General features: G+C 68.6%; 18 protein-coding genes and 2 pseudogenes. 10 read left to right on the forward strand and 10 right to left on the reverse strand.

All coding sequences use genetic code 11. The features are described from left to right. Positions 1-537: 537 nt before the first annotated feature. Positions 538-719 (forward strand): annotated as a pseudogene (locus OG975_RS38795) (transposase); the annotation flags it as partial. A 56-nt stretch (positions 720-775) separates the two neighbouring features. On the opposite strand, the gene lipB reads toward OG975_RS38795, so the two are convergent. The 4 genes from lipB to OG975_RS38815 all read right to left on the reverse strand — a co-directional run bounded on the left by lipB (position 776) and on the right by OG975_RS38815 (position 4,048). After that, positions 776-1,444, reverse strand: coding sequence for a lipoyl(octanoyl) transferase LipB (gene lipB, locus OG975_RS38800; protein WP_330308397.1), 669 nt, complete (start codon positions 1,442-1,444; stop codon positions 776-778). Positions 1,445-1,608: 164 nt separating this feature from the next. Beyond that, positions 1,609-2,052: a hypothetical protein gene (locus tag OG975_RS38805; protein WP_330308398.1), complete on the reverse strand. Its 444-nt coding sequence runs from the start codon at positions 2,050-2,052 to the stop codon at positions 1,609-1,611. A 775-nt stretch (positions 2,053-2,827) separates the two neighbouring features. Beyond that, positions 2,828-3,316: a DUF6114 domain-containing protein gene (locus OG975_RS38810; protein WP_330308399.1), complete on the reverse strand. Its 489-nt coding sequence runs from the start codon at positions 3,314-3,316 to the stop codon at positions 2,828-2,830. A 117-nt stretch (positions 3,317-3,433) separates the two neighbouring features. After that, complete coding sequence (locus tag OG975_RS38815) at positions 3,434-4,048, reverse strand: DUF6230 family protein (protein WP_330308400.1); 615 nt, start codon at positions 4,046-4,048, stop codon at positions 3,434-3,436. A gap of 274 nt (positions 4,049-4,322) precedes the next feature. On the opposite strand from OG975_RS38815, the gene OG975_RS38820 reads away from it, so the two are divergent. Further along, entirely contained in the window at positions 4,323-5,027 is a 705-nt protein-coding gene (locus OG975_RS38820; protein ID WP_381255707.1) for a MerR family transcriptional regulator, read from the forward strand. Positions 5,028-5,120: 93 nt separating this feature from the next. On the opposite strand, the gene OG975_RS38825 is transcribed toward OG975_RS38820, so the two are convergent. Then, positions 5,121-7,298: an MMPL family transporter gene (locus OG975_RS38825; protein WP_406334169.1), complete on the reverse strand. Its 2,178-nt coding sequence runs from the start codon at positions 7,296-7,298 to the stop codon at positions 5,121-5,123. A 265-nt stretch (positions 7,299-7,563) separates the two neighbouring features. Between OG975_RS38825 and OG975_RS38830 the strand changes: the two genes are divergently transcribed. Both OG975_RS38830 and OG975_RS38835 read left to right on the forward strand, forming a co-directional pair. Beyond that, positions 7,564-8,199 (forward strand): TetR/AcrR family transcriptional regulator, encoded by a 636-nt coding sequence (locus tag OG975_RS38830; protein WP_406334171.1) that lies wholly within the window; start codon positions 7,564-7,566, stop codon positions 8,197-8,199. Between the two features lie 286 nt (positions 8,200-8,485). Next, entirely contained in the window at positions 8,486-9,319 is an 834-nt protein-coding gene (locus tag OG975_RS38835) for a PIG-L family deacetylase (RefSeq protein ID WP_406334172.1), read from the forward strand. A gap of 246 nt (positions 9,320-9,565) precedes the next feature. On the opposite strand, the pseudogene OG975_RS38840 reads toward OG975_RS38835, so the two are convergent. From OG975_RS38840 to OG975_RS38855, 4 genes and pseudogenes are all read right to left on the reverse strand, one after another. Further along, positions 9,566-10,369: pseudogene (locus OG975_RS38840) on the reverse strand (reverse transcriptase/maturase family protein); the annotation flags it as partial. Next, positions 10,366-11,523 carry an L-dopachrome tautomerase-related protein gene (locus OG975_RS38845; protein WP_406334174.1) on the reverse strand — a complete coding sequence of 386 codons (1,158 nt, stop codon included), beginning with the start codon at positions 11,521-11,523 and terminating at the stop codon, positions 10,366-10,368. The pseudogene OG975_RS38840 and the gene OG975_RS38845, both read right to left, overlap by 4 nt. 294 nt (positions 11,524-11,817) lie before the next feature. Further along, positions 11,818-12,336, reverse strand: a complete 519-nt coding sequence (locus OG975_RS38850) for a nuclear transport factor 2 family protein (RefSeq protein ID WP_406334175.1) — start codon at positions 12,334-12,336, stop codon at positions 11,818-11,820. 63 nt (positions 12,337-12,399) lie between these two features. After that, on the reverse strand, positions 12,400-13,212 hold the full coding sequence (locus OG975_RS38855; RefSeq protein ID WP_406334176.1) for an oxidoreductase: 813 nt from the start codon (positions 13,210-13,212) through the stop codon (positions 12,400-12,402). A gap of 260 nt (positions 13,213-13,472) precedes the next feature. Between OG975_RS38855 and OG975_RS38860 the strand changes: the two genes are divergently transcribed. Then, on the forward strand, positions 13,473-13,739 hold the full coding sequence (locus tag OG975_RS38860; RefSeq protein ID WP_406336670.1) for a hypothetical protein: 267 nt from the start codon (positions 13,473-13,475) through the stop codon (positions 13,737-13,739). 516 nt (positions 13,740-14,255) lie between these two features. Here OG975_RS38860 and OG975_RS38865 read toward each other — a convergent pair. After that, positions 14,256-14,897 (reverse strand): TetR/AcrR family transcriptional regulator, encoded by a 642-nt coding sequence (locus OG975_RS38865; RefSeq protein WP_406334177.1) that lies wholly within the window; start codon positions 14,895-14,897, stop codon positions 14,256-14,258. A 152-nt stretch (positions 14,898-15,049) separates the two neighbouring features. Between OG975_RS38865 and OG975_RS38870 the strand changes: the two genes are divergently transcribed. From OG975_RS38870 to OG975_RS38890, 5 genes are all read left to right on the forward strand, one after another. Next, a complete protein-coding gene (locus tag OG975_RS38870; RefSeq protein WP_406334179.1) occupies positions 15,050-15,961 on the forward strand; it encodes an SDR family oxidoreductase in 912 nt (303 codons plus the stop codon). Positions 15,962-15,965: 4 nt separating this feature from the next. Next, positions 15,966-17,102, forward strand: a complete 1,137-nt coding sequence (locus tag OG975_RS38875) for a hypothetical protein (RefSeq protein WP_406334181.1) — start codon at positions 15,966-15,968, stop codon at positions 17,100-17,102. Then, on the forward strand, positions 17,099-18,022 hold the full coding sequence (locus OG975_RS38880; RefSeq protein WP_406334183.1) for an alpha/beta fold hydrolase: 924 nt from the start codon (positions 17,099-17,101) through the stop codon (positions 18,020-18,022). Before OG975_RS38875 ends, OG975_RS38880 begins: the two co-directional genes overlap by 4 nt. 82 nt (positions 18,023-18,104) lie before the next feature. After that, on the forward strand, positions 18,105-19,016 hold the full coding sequence (locus tag OG975_RS38885; RefSeq protein WP_330308412.1) for a metal-dependent hydrolase: 912 nt from the start codon (positions 18,105-18,107) through the stop codon (positions 19,014-19,016). Positions 19,017-19,039: 23 nt separating this feature from the next. Next, positions 19,040-20,146: a PDR/VanB family oxidoreductase gene (locus OG975_RS38890; protein WP_406334184.1), complete on the forward strand. Its 1,107-nt coding sequence runs from the start codon at positions 19,040-19,042 to the stop codon at positions 20,144-20,146. Positions 20,147-20,404 lie beyond the last annotated feature (258 nt).

A 20,404-nucleotide genomic window follows, 5' to 3' on the forward strand; every position in this document is an offset into this window, starting at 1 on the left:
TCATTGCGGTCCGGCGACCCTCGGAACGTTCAATCCCGGCACACACGGCCGTCGACGCGGAACCGGAGATGCAGCACCCCGCCGGGACTCCGACTGATGAAACCGGTCGGTTTCAAGCCCATCGTAAACCGATCAGTTTACAATTTCCAAGTCGAGGTGCTGGCCCATATCCCAGCAGCGCCAGGAAGCCGCGTGCCGGCGCCATCCCTGTCATCGGGTCGGTGCGAGCCGCGAGTGGAGTGGTTCGCTTCCGGTCGCGCAAGCCCTCCAGGTCCGCCGCGCCGAACGCGGCCATCGGGGCCGCCCGCCCAGCAGTCGCCGTTACCGGCTCCCGGTGACCTGCCGGCTCCAGATGATGGCCTCGATCTGCCTGGGTGCGGATGAAGCCGATACCGTGCTCTACCGGCTCGATCGACACCGACTCCCTGCGGAGCTGGAAGTTCACGGCCAGGTCTCCGGTGGCGGGCCTGTGTGATGTCGTGATCAATCTTGCCGATCCGGATCTGCCTGGGAGGCGAAGCCGGTAGCAAGGCGATCGTGACGCGCAGGCAACTCATCGACAAGCAGGAGCAGTTGACCGAGCCGTTCCTGCCGATGGGCGAGCACGGTCCGTACCCTGAACGGCTGCGTGAGCAGGGCGAGGGGGGATCTGGCGGTTCCGCACCAGCAGTCAGTGGCGGGAAATGCCGGGCCGGTTCGGCCCATGGCCGACGGTCTACCGGGAGGCGGGGACTGGAAACTGAGCGGCGGCCACCGCGCAAGCGCCTGCCCCGGCTCAGGAGGGTGTGCGCGTTGGCGCCAGCTCGGCTGTTACGGCGTCGGCTACAGCATCCCTCACCTGCTCCTCCGTGGGCGTGGGCCGGCCGAGTTCGGCAGCGAGTTGAGCCAACGAGGTCATCCGGACACCGGGCAGGGCGCAGGCCGTGAACGTGGTGTAGACGTCGAGGTCCGGGTCGACGTTGAGCGCGAATCCGTGGCTGGTCACGCCTCCGCTGATGCGCATGCCGATGGAGGCGATTTTGCGGTGGCCGGGGGTCCATACGCCGACCAGGCTCTCGGCGCCTCGGGGTGTGTCCCGGCGTATCGCCTCGAACCCGAGTGATCCCAGCGCACGGATCAGGGCGTGTTCGATCCGTCGTATCAAGCCGCGCGGTCCTAGCTCGCGTACGTTCAGCACGAGATACCCGATCAGCTGCCCTGGCCCGTGATAGGTGGCGTGACCTCCCCGGTCGACTTCGACCAGGCTGATCGGTGAAGCCGGTTCTGGCAGTTGGTCGGCCGGTGTCCGCGCCGTGTAGGTGATCACGGGAGGGTGGGTGAGCAGAAACAGCCGATCCCCAGTACGCCCCTGCTTCCGCTCGGCCACCCAACCGGCCATGTCGGCCTGCGCCACCTCATACGGCACCTCACCCAGATCGACGCGCTCCATCTCCCCTGGCTGCATTGCCTCTCCCGTGTCTTCGAGGCGACGTCGCCTCGAGCCGCGCCTGCAAACTCCTGGTCTGGTGTCGCCGATGAGCAAACTGTGCATCGTTGGGGCTCGGCGTGCAGTCAGGTCAGGTGTCGTCACCCATGACCACGACCAACCACAGCCGCTTGCGGCTGGCTTCAGCGTGGCGTTCCGTACCCGTGGATCCCCGGGATGGAGAGTTTTCCGCCTGTCTGTCCGGCCTGGTCAATGTCGGCGTCGTCCAGGCCGAGTTGGAGCTTGAGGTCAAGCTTCCCGACCGTGTCGTAGAGCCACTCCGGAATGGTGTCCGGGGTGAGGTGCAGGCGGAGGACGGGCGGTACGGGAACGCCTTCGACTCCGGAGAGGGTGCCCGTCAGGCTTTCGACGTACATGGTGATGCCGTCGCCTCGCAGCGTGGACGTCGAGCCGGGCGCCCCGTCGATGTGCTGGATCTGCGGGCCGACGGGTACGGCCATCTTCAGGTCACGGATCGTGACGCTCCCCGCGGAGAACTTGAGCACCCGCTTGGGTCCGGCGGCCGTGTCCACGGTCACCACGCCGCCGAAGACGAGGTCGTGCAGTTCGAGGCGGCTCCCCTTCATGTTCCATGCCTCGGCGGAGAATCGGCCGGCCTCATGTTCCTCGGGGGCCTTGAGATCACTGATGTCGCAGGTTCGGGAGGTTCCACCGGTGGACTCCGGTCGGGGCGACGGCTCGACGGCCCGGTGGCTGGGAGCAGGTGATACAGGCGTGGTGGACAGCCGGGGCTCGGGCGGTGCTCCGGACTCTGGCCTCGAAGTTGCCGATCTTGGTGAAGGGCTCGCGTGGAGTGAGGGGCTCGCGTCGGGTGACGGGCTTTGCTGCTCGGCGTCGTCGCGGAAGAGGGGATCGAGGATGTCCGCGAGGCTCGTTGTGGCGGAGGTTGCGCTGGGCGAGGGGGTGGGAGTGGCGGTCGGTGCTGGGGTCGGGCCCGCTCCCTCGTCGTCCGCGTGCGACGGCGGCTTGACGGGCTTCCCGCTCGGGTGAGCGCCGACCGTGCGGGGATCAGCGGACGGGGTGGGGTGTGCGGGAGCGTTCGTCGCAGAGGTTGAGGTGCCGTCGGGACGGGCGCAGTCGACACCGCTGGTTCCAGGCGCGCCTGACCCCTCTTCGGAAACGGAGAGCGCCGCGGTGGCGCTCGTGTCCGCGGACTCGGGAAGGCGTTGATTTCCCAGGATGAGGGCGGTCGGCAGCGCGGTCAGCGCGGTCAGCGCGAGAGCCTTCCCGAGCGGCAGGCGCAGGCGCGTCAGCGCTGACGTGCGGGGAACGGCGTGCCGGCCTCTCGACTGCCGGGCGGAGCGGGCTTCTGCGGCCTCGCCGCGGGCGTCGGGTGACGGGTCATTCATGTGCCGGACCTCCTTCGGAGCCGGCGGCGCCTGACGGCTCCTGGGTGCCGCCGCCGGACAGGTCCGCCGGGTGCCCGTCCACCGGACCCCACGCCAGGGCCAGGAGCCCGCCCGTGGCCGCGAACAGCGTGCCGACGAGGAATCCGCCGAAGTTGGAGATGGGGAGCGACAGCACACCGAGGAAGACGGCGACGCAGCCGGCGAAGAACCTGATGACCGGCTGGAACCAGAGAAGTCCGCCAAGGACGATCAGCGTCAGGCCGATGACCAGGGATCCTGCCCCCGCGGTGGTGGACATCGCCACGGACAGGGCGCCCAGGGAGAGGTTGAAGTACGGGAAGTAGATGATGGGCGCGGCAGCGAGGAGTACCAGCAGGCCCGCCCAGAAGGGGCGGGTGCGCCGCCAGGCCCGGAAGTCCCGGCGAGCGCGGGCGAAGCCGCCGTCACTGTGGGGGTGCGCGGGTGCGCCTGCACTCGTCATGTGGCAGCTCCCAAGTCGTGAGCGAGTCATGGTGTCCGTGAGGGGGTGGGGACGCCGGTGCCCCGGACCGTCGCCGGTATCGCTTCCACGCACTGGAGACGACGGGGCCGGGCGGGGTCAGAAGCAGTCGTGGCGGCCGGCGGCGATGTTCATGTGCAGGCCCGCCAGTTCGAACGTTCCCGCAGTCGTGGCCCAGACCTTCTGGTGGGCATCGATGATCTCGACCGCGTCCGCCTGCTGGGCGTAGCCGTCGGGATCGACGTGGTCCTTCGGGTTGACCTGAGCCTTGGTCATGGAACCGGTGGCGACGCCGATGTCGACGTTCGTGAAGGTGCCCTTCTTGGCCTGGAGGTCGGTCATGTCGATGTACAGGTCCTTGGCCTTGACCGGCGTACCCGACCCGCCGGCCTTGAGCGACATCGTGTAGGTCCCGAGGACGGGAATGTCCACCGGGACGGACTGGCACATGTCGGTGACCGTCGCGTTCTTGATGGACGAGACGGAGACGGGCACGTGCTTGCCGTTCTTGGCGACGTCCACCGTGGCGTAGTTGCCGAATCCGGTGCCGCTCAACTTGCCGGCCGAGACCTGGAAGTCGGAACCGGAGATGCTGAACGAAGCGGCCAGCGCGCCCTGGGCCATGGAGACGGCGACAGCCGCGGTGGCGGCCACCGTCGGCACCGCACCGATGGCGAAGCGCTTCCAGTGGGTCTTGCCGATTCGCTGAGACATGGGGTGGTCCTCCGTTGTCGAGGCGTACGAGACGACCGGACCCAGGACTGACTGCCCCGGGCCCGGGGCGGGGGAAGAACTACGGCCGGGTGCGGCCGCGGCGATGCAGGCGGCTTCCGCAGGAGCATGTTGTCCACGCGCACGGGAGAAGCGGGCACACCGAAGAGGCGCTCGATAGTGTTACTACCGAGTACCTGATAGTGGCACTATCGAGATCGCGAGGGCAACCCCTCGTAACGCGATACTGGTGGGACAGTTGAGCGTGAGGGAGCGCATGAGGATTTCAGAGCTCAGTCGCCGGTCCGGGGTGCCGGTGGCGACCATCAAGTACTACCGACGGGAAGGGCTGCTTCCCGAGGGACGCGCGCTGAACCCGACGGCGGTCGAGTACGGCGAGGAGCACATCCAGCGGCTCCGTCTGATCCGTTCTCTCATCCAGCTCGGCGGGCTGTCTGTCGCGCGTACCCGTGAAGTGCTCGATGCGGTGGACCGTCCACTGGATGCGTTCGAGACCCTGGGCGTCGTCCACCATGCGCTGCCCGTGCCCTCCGCGGACAAGAACGCGAAGGGCGCGAAGGACGACGACGGGCCGGACAGCGCTGTCGACGAAGCCGTGTCGGGCGAAGGAGCCGCAGCGAGCGTCGAGGCTCTCATCGGGACCATGGGCTGGCAGATCTCCGATGCGTCGCCGCACCGCCCGGCGCTCGCCGAGAGTCTCGCGGCGCTGAGCCGCCTCGGCACCGACTACACGGCCGACGACCTCATCCCCTACGCACGGCTCGCCACCTCCACCGCGGACTTGGACTTCGCGCAGTTCGACGGGATCGAGGACCGCATCGCCCTCGCGGAGCGAGCGGTGGTCCTCACCGTGCTCTTCGAGCCGGTCGTCCGGCTGCTACGGCGCCTGGCCCAGGAGGACGCGAACCACCGTCGCCATGATCGCCGTACATGCGGGCGGGGCGAGCATCCGGAGGAGTGAGTCCCCAGCAGTGCACCGCCGACACCCCCCGCTCGCGACGGCAGCGAGGGCCGAAGTGCCCCGGGTGAAGGCACTTCGGCCTCTCGGGAGGGTTCAGCCCGTGGCGACGGGGACCCGCTCGTCGGTGTCCTCCGGCACGTCGGTCTCCTTGATGCCGAACCGGTCGTAGAAGCGGGCGAGTGGGCCCGGAGCCCACCAGGCCGCCCTGCCCAGCAGCCTCATGACGGCCGTTCCCAGCAGGACGCGCACCACCAGCACGTCCACCAGGACCGCGAACACCATGCCGACGCCGAACAGCTTGATGGTCAGCACATCGCTCATCCCGATCGCCGCGAGCGGCACGCACATCAGCACCGCCGCGCTCACGACCAGGCGGCCGATGGACTGCAGCCCGGTCGCCACGGCTTCCGTGCTGTCGCCCTGCTTGTCGTACTGCTCCCGCATCCGGGACACCAGGAACACCTCGTAGTCCATGGAGAGCCCGAAGATCAGCGCGAACAGCATGATCGGCATGTTGGGCTCGATGTTGCCCGTCGGATCGAAGCCGAGCAGGTTGTGCAGATGGCCGTCCTGGAAGATCCAGACCAGGACGCCGAAGGTCGCGGACAGCGACAGCATGTTCATCGCGATCGCCTTCAACGGCAGCAGCACCGAGCCGAACGCGAGGAACAGCAGGAGGTACGTCATCACCGCGATGTAGAGCAGCATCCACGGCAGGGTCTCGCCCAGTGCGTCCAGGGTGTCGTCGTACACCGCCGACTCGCCGCCGAAGTACGCCCGGGCGCCCGGCGGTTCGGGGACGTCCTTGAGCCGGTTCACCAGGTCGCGCGCGTGGGTCGAGATGGGATTGCCGTCGTAGGTGACCGACACCCGGGCCGTGGTGCCCTCCACGCCGCTGATCCGGGCGCTCGTGGCGCCCTCGGTGGCACCGAGCCGCTCGGCGTACGCCTTCAGCGCCGCGCCCTGCTCCTTCGAGGTCCCGTCGGACTTCAGCACGAGCAGCGAGTCGATGGACTTCACCGCGTCGCCGTCGAAGTCGTGCTCCATGGCGTTGAAGACCTGGCGGCCCTCGGAGCTGCTCGGCAGCTGCTGCGCGTTGATGGAACCGAACTCGATCTTGGAGAACGGCAGGGCGAGCGTCAGCAGCAGGCCCACCGCGCCCACCACCACGACCCACCGCCGCCGCATCAGGCCGTGCCCGAACCGGTACCAGGCACCTTCGCCCGCCGCCGTCGGCCGCCCTGCCTTCTTGCGGCGCAGCGGGAAGGCATTGACCTTCGGTCCCATCACGGCGAGCAGTGCGGGCAGCGCGACCAGTGAGAAGAGCACCGCCAGCAGGACCGCTGCCACACCGCCGTACGACATCGACTTCAGGAACGTCGACGGGAAGAGGGTCAGGCCGGCCAGCGCCGCCGCGACTGTGGTGCCGGAAACCATCACGGTGCGCCCGGCCGTGGCGAGGGTGCGCCCGATCGCCGCTTCGCCGGTGTAGCCGGCCGCCAGTTCCTCGCGGTAACGGCTCACGATCAGCAGGCCGTAGTCGATGGCGACCGCGAGACCCAGGATCGTGACCAGGCTCATGGAGAACACGGACACATCGGTGATGTTCGCGATGGTCCGCAGGACGGCCATCGAACCGAGGATGGAGAGCACGCCGACAAGCAGCGGGAGGAAGGCCGCGGTCAGACCGCCGAACACGACCAGTAGGAGCAGGAAGAGCACGGGGGCCGAGATGATTTCCGCGGTTCTCAGGTCATGTTCGATCTTCTCACTCGCCTGGTGGCCGGTGGGCACCGTGCCGCCTTGCAACGTCTGAAGGCCGGGTGCCGGGATCTTGTCCTTGACGGCCTTGTACGCGTCCTCCTTGGCCTTCTCGCTGCTGCCGTGCAGGTTCAGGGCGACGTAGGTGGCGTGCCGGTCGTGGCTGACCTGCGCCGACATCTTGGTCGTCCAGAAGTCCAGGTAGCCGGTCACCTCCGACTTCGGCAGGGACTCCAACTGCTTGACGACCGCCTGCTGGAAGGACGGGTCGTCGACGGTGCGGTCCTTGTCGCGGTAGACGATCACCGCGTCAGGTGTCCGCTGCGGGAACGCCTTCTCGGCGATGTGGGCCGCGCGCACGCTGTCCGAGCCGGGGTCCTGGAAGCCGAGCGGTGTCAGGGAGCCGAAGACTCCGGCACCGTAGGCCCCGGACAGGACGGCGAACAGCATGGTCAGTATCAGCACCGGCTTTCGCCTGCGGTGCAGCAGACGCCCAAACCCCTCAAACATGACTTCTCCTAGATCGTTAGCCAGCGCCGGGCAGGACCATCTGAAAGTCGGCGCCGAACGAACCGTAACAGTGTTTTTATTGCTCGATGCAACGCTGCTGCACACCTCTCATTCGGAGAGGGGTCGAGCTCCTCTGCTCTGACCTGCTGGTATGCAAGAGAAGCTCGTTCGGAAGCGGCGGGTCCTGACGCGGGGCGGAGCGGACGACAACAAGCCAAAGCGATACCGAGAAGCATTCGTAACGGCGTTGCAATACGATGGCGCCATGGCCAGGCTCAAGACACATGACGAAGCACTCCGGCTCCGGCTCCTGCACCGCGCGGCCGCCACGGTCTTCGACCGCGGCACTGCCGCGCTGAGCCTGCGACAGCTCGCTGCGGACGTGAAGACCTCGACCACGGCGGTCTACTCGCTGTTCGGCAACAAGGCGGGCCTGCTCAGGAACCTGTACGAGGAGGCCGCGCGGCTCTTCGTCGCACGCCTGGCAGCCATCCGTCCGACGGACGACCCGGCCGGCGACGTGATCCGACTTGGGCTCGTCTATCGCGAATACGCCATCGCCAACCCGCATCTCTACGCAATCCTCTTCTCCGACCGCAGCGTCCAGTGCCCGTCCGAGTCGGAGTCGGAGAAGCCGCGTGAGGCCATCGAGACCTACCGGCCCCTCGTCGACGCCGTGCGGCGAGGACAGCAGGCAGGGCAGTTCAGTTCGGAGTCCGACCCGGAGGTCATCGCGCTGTCGGTCTGGGGAACGGCCCATGGCCTGGTGTCCCTGGTGCTGTCGGGGAACGAGCCGCCCGGGCTCGCGGTCGCCGACTGCTATGAGCGGGCACTGGGGGTATTGGTAGCGGGGTGGCGAGAGAGCGTGGGGAAGGTTCAGGGGTTCGCGGACGTGCTGTGAGCCAGGAGCCGGTACCGCTCCGGTCCTGAACGTACGGTTCAGCGAGACTCTTTCGGTCGCGTCCCGCGAGTTGGTACATGAGTCCCCGCTGCCCTGGCCGGTCTATCCGACCGGGGCCCGTTCCGAGATGATCAGTTCTAAAATGATCAGTTGAAGTACGGCAGCGGGTGAACCCAGGCCGGTCGGATCCTGTGGGACACCGGACGGACTCGGCGGGCTGCGGGCGGTCACGTATCGCTGTGCCGCAGACTGGCTTCGATCGCTTGACCGACCAGGGGTGGATTTCATGGCTGACCGGGCTTTGACTCTGATGGCAGTGCACGCCCACCCGGACGACGAAGCTACGGGAACAGGGGGTGTCCTGGCGCGTTATGCGGCGGAGGGCATCCGCACGGTGCTCGTCACGTGCACCGACGGTAGCTGCGGTGACGGTCCGGGGGGCACCAAGCCGGGCGACCCCGGGCATGATCCAGCTGCCGTTGCCGTGATGCGTCGAGGCGAACTCGAAGCCAGCTGTGACGTCCTCGGGGTCGACCGTCTTGAGCTACTCGGGTATGCCGACTCCGGGATGATGGGCTGGCCGGCCAACACCGCGCCCGGATCGTTCTGGAGTACGCCCGTGGATGAGGCAGCCGCTCGGCTGGCCGAACTGATGCTGCGTTATGAGCCTGATGTCGTCGTGACCTACGACGAGAACGGGTTCTACGGCCACCCCGATCACATCCAGGCGAATCGGATCACGATGGCAGCGCTGTCGCTGACCGGGATGGCGTCGAAGGTGTACTGGACGACGGCGCCGCGCTCGATGATGAAGGAGTTCGGGCAGATCATGCAGGAGTTCGGCGCGGACTGGGAGGAGCCGGGTCCGTCCGAGGCCGGAGTGGGGCCCGAAATCGGCCTGCCCGACGAGGAGATCACCACGTGGGTGGACACCACCGACTTCGGCGGCCAGAAGTTCGACGCGCTGGCCGCGCATGCCAGCCAGGGTGAGAACATCTTCTTCCTGCGGATGGGCAAGGAGAGGTTCACACAGCTCATGGGAGTGGAGACGTTCGTCCGGGTCCACGACACCACCGGCGCGCCCCTGCCCGAGAACGACCTCTTCGCCGGCCTGCGCTGAGCTCCAGTCGGCGGCCGTCCCTCGGACACACGGAGAACCGCAGCCTGCACACACTGCGGCCCGAGCCGGTTCTCCCAGGAGGACGGCTCCTGGCCGCACCCCGGCAAGGTCACCGACCTCTTCGAGCGGCTCGCCGCCGCCTCCGGTCTCCCGCCCGTCCGGCCGCACGACCTCCGGCACGGCGCGGCCACCTTCATGCTCGCCGCCGACGCCGTCGGAGCCTCCTTCAAGGCGGACGACGCGCGTGCTGTCCTCGTTGAAGGCCAGTCCCCTCGGCGCCAGCCACACCGCGAGCTGCTGCTTGACCTGTCGGGCCTGTTCCTCGCTGACGCACAAGGCCACCAGATCGTCGGCATAACGGATCACCACGGGGGTGCCCGGCTTCAACCTACCGGCGTGCCTCATCCCATCAGGGAGGTACCGGCCCCCGGCGGCTTCATCCAGCCCATGCAGGGCGACGTTCAACAGCGTCGAGCTGATAACCCCGCCTTGTGGAGCCCTCGCCTCGGTCGGTGTGAGCTGTTCACGCTCGACCATGCCCGGCTTCAGCCACTGCTTGAGCTGTTCCCTCGGGGATGTGCCGAGCTGACGGAGAAGATGCCCATGGTCGATGCGGTCGAACACCCCTGCCAGGTCCGCGTCGAGACTCCACCGGCGGTGCGGTTTCTTGCCCCCGACCGCATTGAAGATCGCCTCGATGGCGTCATGACAGCCACGGCCAGGCCGAAAGCCGTACGACTTCGACTCGAACCGTGCCTCCGACTCGGGTGCCAGCGCGTTGAGGGCCGCGCCCGGAGAGCCCTCTCGCCACCGAACTGCTCGAGAATCTCCCCCTGAGATCCGATCCGCCCAACCGTACGCGCCGTCGAGTTGTACGGGGACGATGGTCTGACCGATACCGACCGCATCACCGCGCACTACACCGGCAAGCCCTGCCCCGCCCGGGTCCGCGCCCGGGGCAGCGCCCGGGTCGAGGTCGCCCGCTGCACGGCTGGGGTGCGCACTGATCCATCGACCAGGCGGCCGCCTGACGCGGGCCGGCGAGGTCACACGAGCCTGACCGGCCCGGCGTCGATCGGCAGGCGGACCAGGAGATAGGGCTTGCGGCGCAGGTCCTTGCCCTCGTGGAAGGGCGACAGCCGGTCGAGCTGGTTGGCGATGGCGTACAGGTGCCGGTCCGAGGCGACGGACAGGGTGTCGACCCAGATCAGGTCGCTCCCCTGGGCGAGGGTCCGGTAGGTGCCGTTCGGGCTTCTGCGCCAGATCGCGTTGTGTTCCAGGTCGCCGCCGTAGAGCCGCCCCTTGTCGTCGCTCTCCAGGCCGTCGGCCATCGGCTTGAACCCGAGGTCCTCGACCGTCGCCGCCACCTCGGCGTCCGTGGCGTCCGGGTCGGCGAGGGCGTCGGTGGACACGCTATGTAGCCGGCGGCTGGAGAGCGGGCAGTAGTAGAGGCGCGTGCCGTCGGCGCTGAGAGCGATGCCGTCGGAGCCGGTCTCGTAGTACGTGGGCTCGCCGCCCGCGGGGCGGACCATGAAGGGCTCGCCCTCGATGACCGGAAGGAACCGCTCGTCCGCGAGCACCGAGGGGTGCCCCGCCAGTCGCCGCCAGGAGCGGCCCGTGGCGAGGTCGACCACGATCACGCCGTTCAAGCCGCCCGAGTCGGTGATGAAGGCCATGCCCTCGGCGCCGCGCCGCAGGTCGAAGCGCACGTCGTTGGGGTAGCTGTTCGCCGGCACCACCTCGGGCGGGAAGAGGATCTTCCGTACGATCCGGTCGGTGCGCAGGTCGACCGCCACCAGCTTCGGACCGCCGTAGGAGGACCCGGCGAACAGCGGGCTTCCGGTGTCGAGGATCCACAGCCGCTCGGCCGGGTCGACGACGACGCTCTGCACCGACTGGAAATGCCCGGCCAGGTCGGAGGAGTCCTCGCGGTTCACCTCGGCGTCGGGGTAGGCCACCGGCTTCCCGCCCCGCAGTTCGGCGACGGTGAACGGGACGTCGTCGCCCCAGCGGGGAAAGTTGACGAAGACCCGGCCGCGGCGCGAGACGGTGACACCCGTCGGCATCGCGCCCCAGAAGCGGGCAACGACCTCGTAGTGACCGGCTGTTGAACGGGAGGGGGAGGCGGAGGCGTAGACGGGTCCGGCGAGTTGGGTGGCGGCCAGCGACGCGGTGGTCGCCGTAAGGAACGTACGTCGTTTCATGCGAGCGTCTCCTGGTGGGTCAAGTCGCAGGGAAGCGAGGCGAGTTGCCGCATCGCCCTGACATGTGGGGGATCGGCCGGACGCTGCCGTGGCCGGTGGAGGACGCCGCCTCCAGCAGCCGCTCTCGGGGAGTCGGCTTCGCCCGCGTGGTCATGGCGAGCCGAAGCCCACCTGGATGGCAAGTACTTCCTGCGTTTCTGCGACCCGAAGCTGTCCGCCGGGGACATCGGCTGCGGCTACCGCCAACTCATGGAGGTGGGGAACGGGGCCAAACGGCCGGTGGACCTGGTGCTCTCAGGTCCGCCGGGCTGCCGGCCGGGTCAGCGGGACCACGCGGCGGTCCCCGAAGGTGACCATCGCGTGTATTGGCGCGGCGCTGGCGCGCATGAGCGCCGCGACGCCCCGGCGGCCCTGCCGGCGGGCGAGCTCCGACCCCGCGCTGATCATCAGGGCGGTGAGGGCCGGCATCGGACGCCCGAAGAGTGTGATCTCCTTGATGCGTGCCTCGTCGTCGAGCCGGAGCAGTTGCGCCTCCTCGAACGGCTGGGATCCCACCCGAGCCCGGTAGAACAGCGAGTATGCGTCGCCCTCGCCGGTCTGGGTGTGGAAGCGGATGTCCTGAACGGCCGTGAACGCCGAGGTCAGGAAGGAGCGCAGCTGGTCAGGTCCCTCGAAACGGAACTGGTCGGTGAGCGGCGAGCTGAGCACGACGTCCTGGCTCAGGCAGGCGGCCGCGGCGTCGACGTCACCGCGTTCTGAGGCGGCGCGCCAGCTCGCGACGGTAGCCGCGGCGGAGTGCGGGGTCTCGGACATGGGTCTCTCCCGGTATCAACGGCGCGATGGGATTGGCGGGTTGCAGGTGGCGGGTTGCAGGTGTCAGCCGGCCAGCTTGTTCATCGTGCGGATCTGCTTGTCCAAGACCCAGGCGGGAACGAAGCGGAGTAGGCGCGCGCGTCCGGCCATGGGGCCGGCGGCGTAGCGCAGTTTCGGCTTCGCGTCGGTCGCCGCCGTGACGATCGCCTTGGCGACCACGGCGGGGTCGTCGCCGTCCTTGATCGCCTCCGTCATCAGGCGGTCGAAGACGTGCCGCTGGTCGGCGTAGGTCTGCAGGGGGGTGTCGGGCTTCGCGCTGTTGGCCTCGAATCCCGTCCTGGTGTAGGCGGGTTCGACGAGGAGCGAGCGGACGCCGTACTGCCGGACCTCGTGGTCCAGGGACTGAGAGTAGCCCTCGATCGCATGCTTGGACGCGCCGTAGACGGCCATGTAGGGAGCGGGGATGAAGCCCTGCACCGACGAGAGGTTGATGATGCGCCCGCGTCCCTGGGCACGCATGTGCGGCAGGACCTCCCTCACCATGCGCATGACCCCGAAGACGTTGATGTCGAAGACGCCCTGGGCCTGCGCGACGGAGGTTTCCTCGGCCGCGCCTATCGAGCCGATGCCGGCGTTGTTGACCAGGACGTCGATCCGCCCGAACCGGTCGATCACCTGCTGGACCACGGCGGTGACCGACTTGTCACTGACCACGTCGAGGTCGAAGAACGTCACACCCTGGAGCGGGGCGACACGTGAGGTATCGCGGCCTGTGCCGGCCACCTCGAAACCCGCCGCGACCAGCGCGAGCGCGGTCTGCTTGCCGATGCCGGAGGACGCGCCCGTCACGAGGGCCACCGGTCGTTTTGTCGTCATCATGCACTCCCGAACTCGCTTGGGAAACCGATCGGTTTCCCCTTAGTCTCACTGTAAACCGATCGGTTTCCACTGCGCAAGCTCAAGAACGGAACTGATCTCGGGCCGCGTCACCGGCCGACTTCAGGTTGAGCTGACCGGCGCCCGCCGGCAGGGCGGCACGCGCCGGATGAGCAGGCAGGAGAGACGCGACAGCGTCATCCCCCCGCCGCGATCGCGAGTTTGCGCTCAAGGGCCGCTACGGCACCTCTGCCGAGGCGATTGCCAAGCGTGCCGGTGTCACGCAGCCGTACCTCTTCCGACCCTTCCCGGGCGAGAAGGCGATCGTCGCCGCCGCCTTGACGCGGAGCACGGAAGAACGCCCGCCTGGCGTTCGAGAGGTGGCCAAGGATGAGCGGCACGAGTGGGCCTCCCGTGCCATGAGCAGCTCAATGGCGATCGGATACATGCGGCCGATCTCGGCACACCCCGAAACGCTCCAGATGCAGATGCAGGGATACACCGTCGCGGCAGCCACCAGGCGGTAGAAGCCCTCAGCGGCGTCCGGTGAGACGGGCACGAGCCCGATGCCGCCGACGGTGATCACTGACGAGGTGCAGTACTCGATTGTGGCGAATGCGTCCACCGCACGAATACGGACAGTGACTGCGGTCGAGAGACACCGGCACTTGGCGGGCCTGGGCATTTGCGGGCGCCCAGCAATAGCGGCAGGGTCCGTCCGGCGCGGGCCGGGCCCCCGGGCGCGGGACAGTGCGGGGGCGCAGGCGGTGGGTGATCCCTCATCGTTCAGCAGCTCCCGCGACGCAACAGTGCCGTCATGGTTCGCGGCCCCTCAGCCCGATCGCCCCCCGTCGCTTCCGGATGGATGATGGGTATGGAACCCGTCCGACAGCCGGCAGGTGCGCCGCACCTGCGTTCATTGCGCAATGTTTCCCGTCGGCCTGCCTGATCGAACCAGGGCCGCCGAGTGCGCCGGGCCGTTGAGCAGGGGGCGTGGGCTGCCGTCCGGTGCAGAAGCTCCTGAGGAATCCGGGCCCGCGGGATCAGGGCTGATCGCTGATGGCTCGATAGGCCGCGGTGAACAGGGTGTAGCACAGATCGATCAGTTCTTCGACGGTGGCGTTCTGGTGGCCGAGGGTCCAGTCCACGAGGAGTTCGTTGACTCCGCCGACCAGGCTCATCGCGGTCATGGTGAGCCGGTTGGAGGAGGCTTCCGGGCCAGGGAGCGGTCCGACGACGGCGGCGACCATTGCGGCGAATTCGTGCAGGACCTCACGGCGACGCACTTCGAGGCGGGGGCTGGCGCCCACGACCTCGATGAGCACCAGGCGGGCCTTGCGGGCGTCGCCGGCCAGTGTGCGGATGAAGACCTCGAGGCCGGCGCGCAGCTGGGCGTCGACATCGGGTGCGGCGGCGGCTGCGGCCTGCGCGGTTTCGGCGCTGATCGTAGTGATCAGCTCGTTGTAGACCCCGGCGAGAAGGTCTTCGCGGTCGCGGAACGACTCGTAGAAGTAGCGCTCGGTCAGTCCGGCATGCGAGCACACCTGCTTGACGGAGGCCGAGGCGTATCCGACCGTGCCGAACAGGTCGAGGCCCGCCTGGATGAGGCGGGTGCGGCGCTCCTGCTGGCGTTGCGCCGCGTCGCGTCCGCCGTAGCGCCGCCCGGCGGTCTGTGTGCCGGTCATTTTTCCCCTTCGCAGAGGTGTTGACACCGGTGTGCTCCGAACTGACACTCTAGCTTGTCAGTTCATCTGACATGGCGTCGTGTCAGAAATGCGTGGGGGCCGCTTGCCGCTCGGCGGTCCGCTCGTGCTCAGGGCAAGGAAGGGGCTCGACCGTGGCAGTACCGCCCAAATCCCCGTACACGTTCAGCCGGAGAGACCGCGACAGGCTCTCCCGCACACAACCGCTGACCGGCCGAGTGATCGCGGTCACCGGGGCGGGCCGCGGAATCGGGCGTGCCGTCGCAGCCCGGCTCGCCGCGGCCGGAGCCGCCGTGGCGATCGGCGATCTCGACGCGGAGCTCGCCAGGGAGACGGCCGGTGCCATCGGCGCGCGTCCCGGTGGCCGACTGCTCGGGCTGTCTCTCGACGTCACCGACACACCTTCCTTCGGAGACTTCCTGCGCACCGTCGAGACCCGGCTGGGGCCGATCGACGTACTGATCAACAACGCCGGAATCATGTGGGTGGGCCCCTTCGAGGAGGAACCGGAGGAAGCCGCCCTGCGCCAGTTCGACGTCAACGTCCACGGCGTACTGCGTGGGATGAAACTGGTGATCCCGGGGATGCGGAAACGCGGTCGCGGCCACGTGGTGAACATCGCCTCCGCCGCCAGCAAGGTCGCCCCGGCCGGCGAGGCGACCTACGCGGCGACGAAGCACGCCCTCCACGGCTACAGCACAGCCGTCCGTGCCGAACTGCGCGGCACCGGTGTGCACGTGTCCCTGGTGATGCCCGGCGTCGTGGACACCGAGCTGGCCCTGGGCACCGCGACCGGCCCCACCCGACGCCTGACGACGGATCAAGTGGCCGACGCGGTGCTCGACGTCGTGCTGCGCCCGCGGTTCGAGGTCTTCGTTCCACGCCAGATAGCCGCCCTGACCCGGCTGGCCGCGGTGCTGCCGGGCCGTGCCCGCGACGCCCTGCATCACGTCCTTGTCCCCAACCAGCTCGCCGCCCTGTCCGACCGGTCGGTCCGCGCGGCCTACGAACAGCGCACCCGCACCGCCCGCCTGCCCGAAGGATGAGCCCGTGACCACCACGCCCAAGCCGACGCCCAGCGCGAAGAAGGCCCAGGACGCCGCCGCTCCGCGTCCCATCCCCGAATTCGAAGGTGTCCACGACGTATGGCCCCGCGGTGACCGGCTGCGCGCCGTGCGCGGCGCCGCGGCCACCTACCGTGAGCGGTTCATCCAGCAGGGCCGCATCCACGCCGTCCGCAGTTTCGACATCGCCGCCGCCCCGTACCCGACCCGGTTCGGCTTCCACGGCGCCGCGCTCGCCGTCAACCCGTTCGTGAGCATTGTCAACCGGATGCTCGTCGTGCAGTTCGACGGCTTCGACGGTGAGCTGAAGACATTGGTGTGGGAGCCGACCGTCGCCGCCGGAACGGCTCAAGCGCCGTTCTACGCCCAGCTCAAGCGGCTGGCGGGGGACTTTCTCACCGAGCATGTCTTCGCCCGCTTCTACCAGGACCCGAACACCGTCCTGCCCTCCTGCGGTCTGCGACCCGAGGACGTGGACTTCGTCAGCTTCGACCACCTGCACGTCCAGGACGTGCGCATGATCATGGGAAGTACCAGCACGATTCCGGGTGAACGGGCGCCCCGTGAAGCGCTGTTCCCGCGCGCCCGGTTGTTGGTGCACCGCAGGGAGCTGGGCACCTTCGAATCGGTGCATCCGATGCAGTGGGCCTGGTACGTCGATGGAGGCATGGACGGGGTACCGGACGAGCGCGTCACCGCCTTCGACGGCGATGTCGAACTCGGTGTCGGCGTCAGCCTGCTGTGGACCCCCGGCCATACGGACGGCAACCACTCACTGGTGCTGAACACTCCCGACGGGGTGTGGGTCTCCTCCGAGAACGGCATCTCGGCCGACAACTGGCAGCCCGAGCTCTCCCGCATCCCCGGGGTGCGCCGCCACGCCGCGTTCTACGGCCATGAGGTGGTGCCCAACGCCAACACCCTGGAGGACTCTCTCGACCAGTACGACTCCATGGTCAAGGAGAAGACCCTCGCCGACCCCAGCCGGCGCGATCCGCGCTGGCTGCAGATCCTGCCCTCCTCGGAGCTGGCCCCCTTCAAGCGGCACTGGCCGGTGCTGCCCAGCTTCTTCCACGGCGGTCTGAACTACGGCGAACTGACCCCTGCCGGTGGTGGCCGATGACCGGCCCGGCCGCCCGCCGGATCGCTGCGGACGGCGTGGAGTTGGCCGCCTACCAATGGGGAGCGTCCACGGCTCCTCCGGTGGTGCTGGTCCACGGCTATCCGGACACCAGCGCCGTGTGGCGCCCGGTCGCCGAGCGCCTGGCCGACCGCTTCCACGTCACCGCCTTCGACGTGCGGGGAGCCGGTGCCTCCCACCGGCCCAGGGGACTGCGCGCCTACCGGATGTCCCGCCTGGAAGCCGACCTGGAGGCGGTTCTCGACGCCGTGAGCCCCGACCGCCCGGTGCACCTGGTCGGACACGACTGGGGATCGATCCACTCCTGGGAGTCGGTCACCGGCACCCGCCTGGCCGGGCGGATCGCCTCGTTCACCTCCATCTCCGGACCCTGCCTGGACCACGTCGGCCATTTGATCCGTGCCCGCCTTCGGCCGCGGCATCCGGATCTGCCGAAGATGCTGCGGCAGGCCGCACGGTCCTGGTACATCGCCTACTTCCATCTTCCGCTCCTGCCCGCCCTGACCTGGAGAGCACTGGGACACCGCTGGCGCACCTTCCTCACCGGCTCCCAAGGCGTGCCCGGGCACACCCCCTACCCCGCGCCGACGCTGGCCCGCGACGCCGTGTCCGGCACCGCGCTGTACCGCGCCAACATGCTGCCCCGCCTGCTGCGTCCCCGGGACCGGCCGACCACCGTCCCGATTCAACTCATCATCCCCACCCGCGACTTCTGCGTCACCCCGGTGCTGTCGTACGGAGTGGAGCACTGGACGGGCCAGATACAACGGCGCCCGATCGACGCCGGGCACTGGGTACAGCTCAGCCACCCCGAGGAGATCGCGTCCCGGATCGCGGAATTCGCCAACCGCATCGAAGACGGCTCCCGCCCCGCTCCGGACCACACCGCGCACCCGATCTGACAGCCCAACAGACCAGCAGTACTGGACGACTGCCTGACCGCCCTTTCGCACACACCGATCGCTGACGGAGGAGGAACCTGTCATGTTCCGAGCCGCACATACCCACCTGGAACGTCCGTCCGAGCCCATCGACCACCACGACCTGGTGCTACAACCCCGGGACGTCACCTTCGACTGGGGCACCACCCCGCTCCACTGGCTACCGGGTGAGCCCTTCGCGACCCACACCTTCGATGTGCTCCACCTCATGCTCCCCGAGCTCGAACGCTGGTTCGTGCGCACCTTCGAGCAGGCACTGCCACTGATCACCGATGACCGGCTGCGCGAGGACGTACGCGGCTTCATCGGCCAGGAAGCGATGCACGCCGAGGCGCACCAGGAGGTCCTGGAGCACCTGCTCACCAAGGGGCTGGACCCGGCTCCGTACACCCAGCAGTCCGAATGGATCTTCCGAAGGGTGCTCGGAGACCGGCCGGAGCTGACCCCGGCCGCCACACACGCGCACCTCCTCCAACGACTCGCCCTCATAGCGGCCTTCGAGCACTTCACCGCGTACATGGGTCACTGGATTCTCAGCAACGGGCACCTGGACCAGGCCGGCGCAGACCCCGCGATGCTCGATCTGTTCCGCTGGCACGGCGCGGAGGAGGTCGAACACCGTTCGGTCGCATTCGACCTGCTGGTGCACCTCGATCCCCGCTACCGGCGCCGAGTGGTCGGCATGCTCGTCACCACTCCGGTGCTGACCCGGCTGTGGATCCGCGGAGTCCGCTTCCTGATGAGCGCCGACCCCGAACTCGACGATCAGGTCAAGGTCCGCTTCCGCGACTACCTGACCGCGGCCCGCAAGCACCTGTTGCCCCCGCCGGTCTCGTTCACCCGCTCGGTGCTGCGCTACTTCCACCCCGGCTACCACCCGACCCAGGAGGGCTCGACCCAGCAGGCGGTCGCCTACCTGGCAACGTCCCCCGCTGCCCGAGCGGCTGCCCGATGACCCAGCAACCAGTGGGACATCGCATGGACATCGGCACACCCGCCACTCGGCCGCCGGACCTGTACGGCAGGCCGCGCGGCGACTCCTTCATGCAGAAGCTGGCGGCTTTCAGCGACCACGCGGTCACGCGCCTCGCGCGGCGCAGCACTCCTCCCAGGCGCCCGCCGGCCACCGAGATGCCCGTGATCCGGGAACTGGTGGTCGCCGCCAAGCACCAAGAAGCCGAGGATGTCGTCTCCCTGCGGCTGGCAGCATCTGACGGGGGAGTACTCCCGCCCTGGCAGCCCGGCGCCCACATCGAACTGCAGCTGCCCTCCGGCCGCAAGCGGCAGTACTCTCTGTGCGGCGACCCCGCCGACCGGTACCGGTACCGCATCGCGGTGCGCCGCATCGCCAACGGCCAAGGCGGTTCGGCCGAGGTACACGACGCCCTCTCAGACGGAATGCGGGTCGCCATCACCGGGCCCCGAAACGCCTTCCCCTTCGCCGCCGAAACGTCCATCCTGCTCATCGCAGGCGGCATCGGAATCACCCCGATCCTGCCGATGGCCCGGGAAGCCGCCCGACGCGGGCTTGACTGGAGGCTCGTGCACACCGGCCGCAGCCGCAGCTCGATGCCCTTCGCGGCAGAGCTGGCCGAACTCGCAGCCGCAGCCGCAGCCCCTGGCCGGGTCTCCATCCGTCCTGACGACGAGTCCGGCGCGCCCGAAGCAGCCGATCTACTGAGCTTGAGCCCGGCGACGGGTGCGGTGTACTGCTGCGGGCCCGCACCCATGATCGACGGCGTTCGGCGCGCGTTCGGTGACAGCCGCGCGTCCGCCCTGCACTTCGAGCGTTTCGCCCCGGCCCCGATCACGGACGGCCATCCCTTCGAACTCCAACTGGGCGACACCGGACGGGTTCTGCCAGTGCCGTACGACCGCTCCGCCCTGGATGTTCTCCACGAGGCCCTGCCGGACCTGCCGTTCTCCTGCCGCCAGGGGTTCTGCGGCACCTGCCGGGTACGGGTGGCCCATGGCCATGTCGATCACCGTGACCGTCGGCTCACGGCCACCGAACGTGCGGCCGGCGCCATGCTGCCCTGCGTCTCGCGTGCACCGGAAGGAGAGCGGTTGGTGCTGGAGGTGTGAGCGATGGCCGAGCGCCCGTAGAGCGCGGCCGTCGCCGCGAGGAACCTCAACGGCAGGGTTGACACCCGACCCATGGCGCGACGCACTGCCTGGACGATGAGACGGTCCATCCGGGACACCGGCCAGATCCAGCGGCAAGTCGAGCCATCAGGCCGGCCACCGGGCGCAGCGCGAACGGTTGACGGGACATCACTTGGCTGATCTTCACCCCCATCTCCGACGCTTCCCGCGCCGGTGTCGCGGATCAGCCGGCGTGGC

This window comes from Streptomyces sp. NBC_00203 (genome assembly GCF_045206325.1).
Taxonomy (GTDB): Bacteria; Actinomycetota; Actinomycetes; order Streptomycetales; family Streptomycetaceae; genus Streptomyces; species Streptomyces lutosisoli.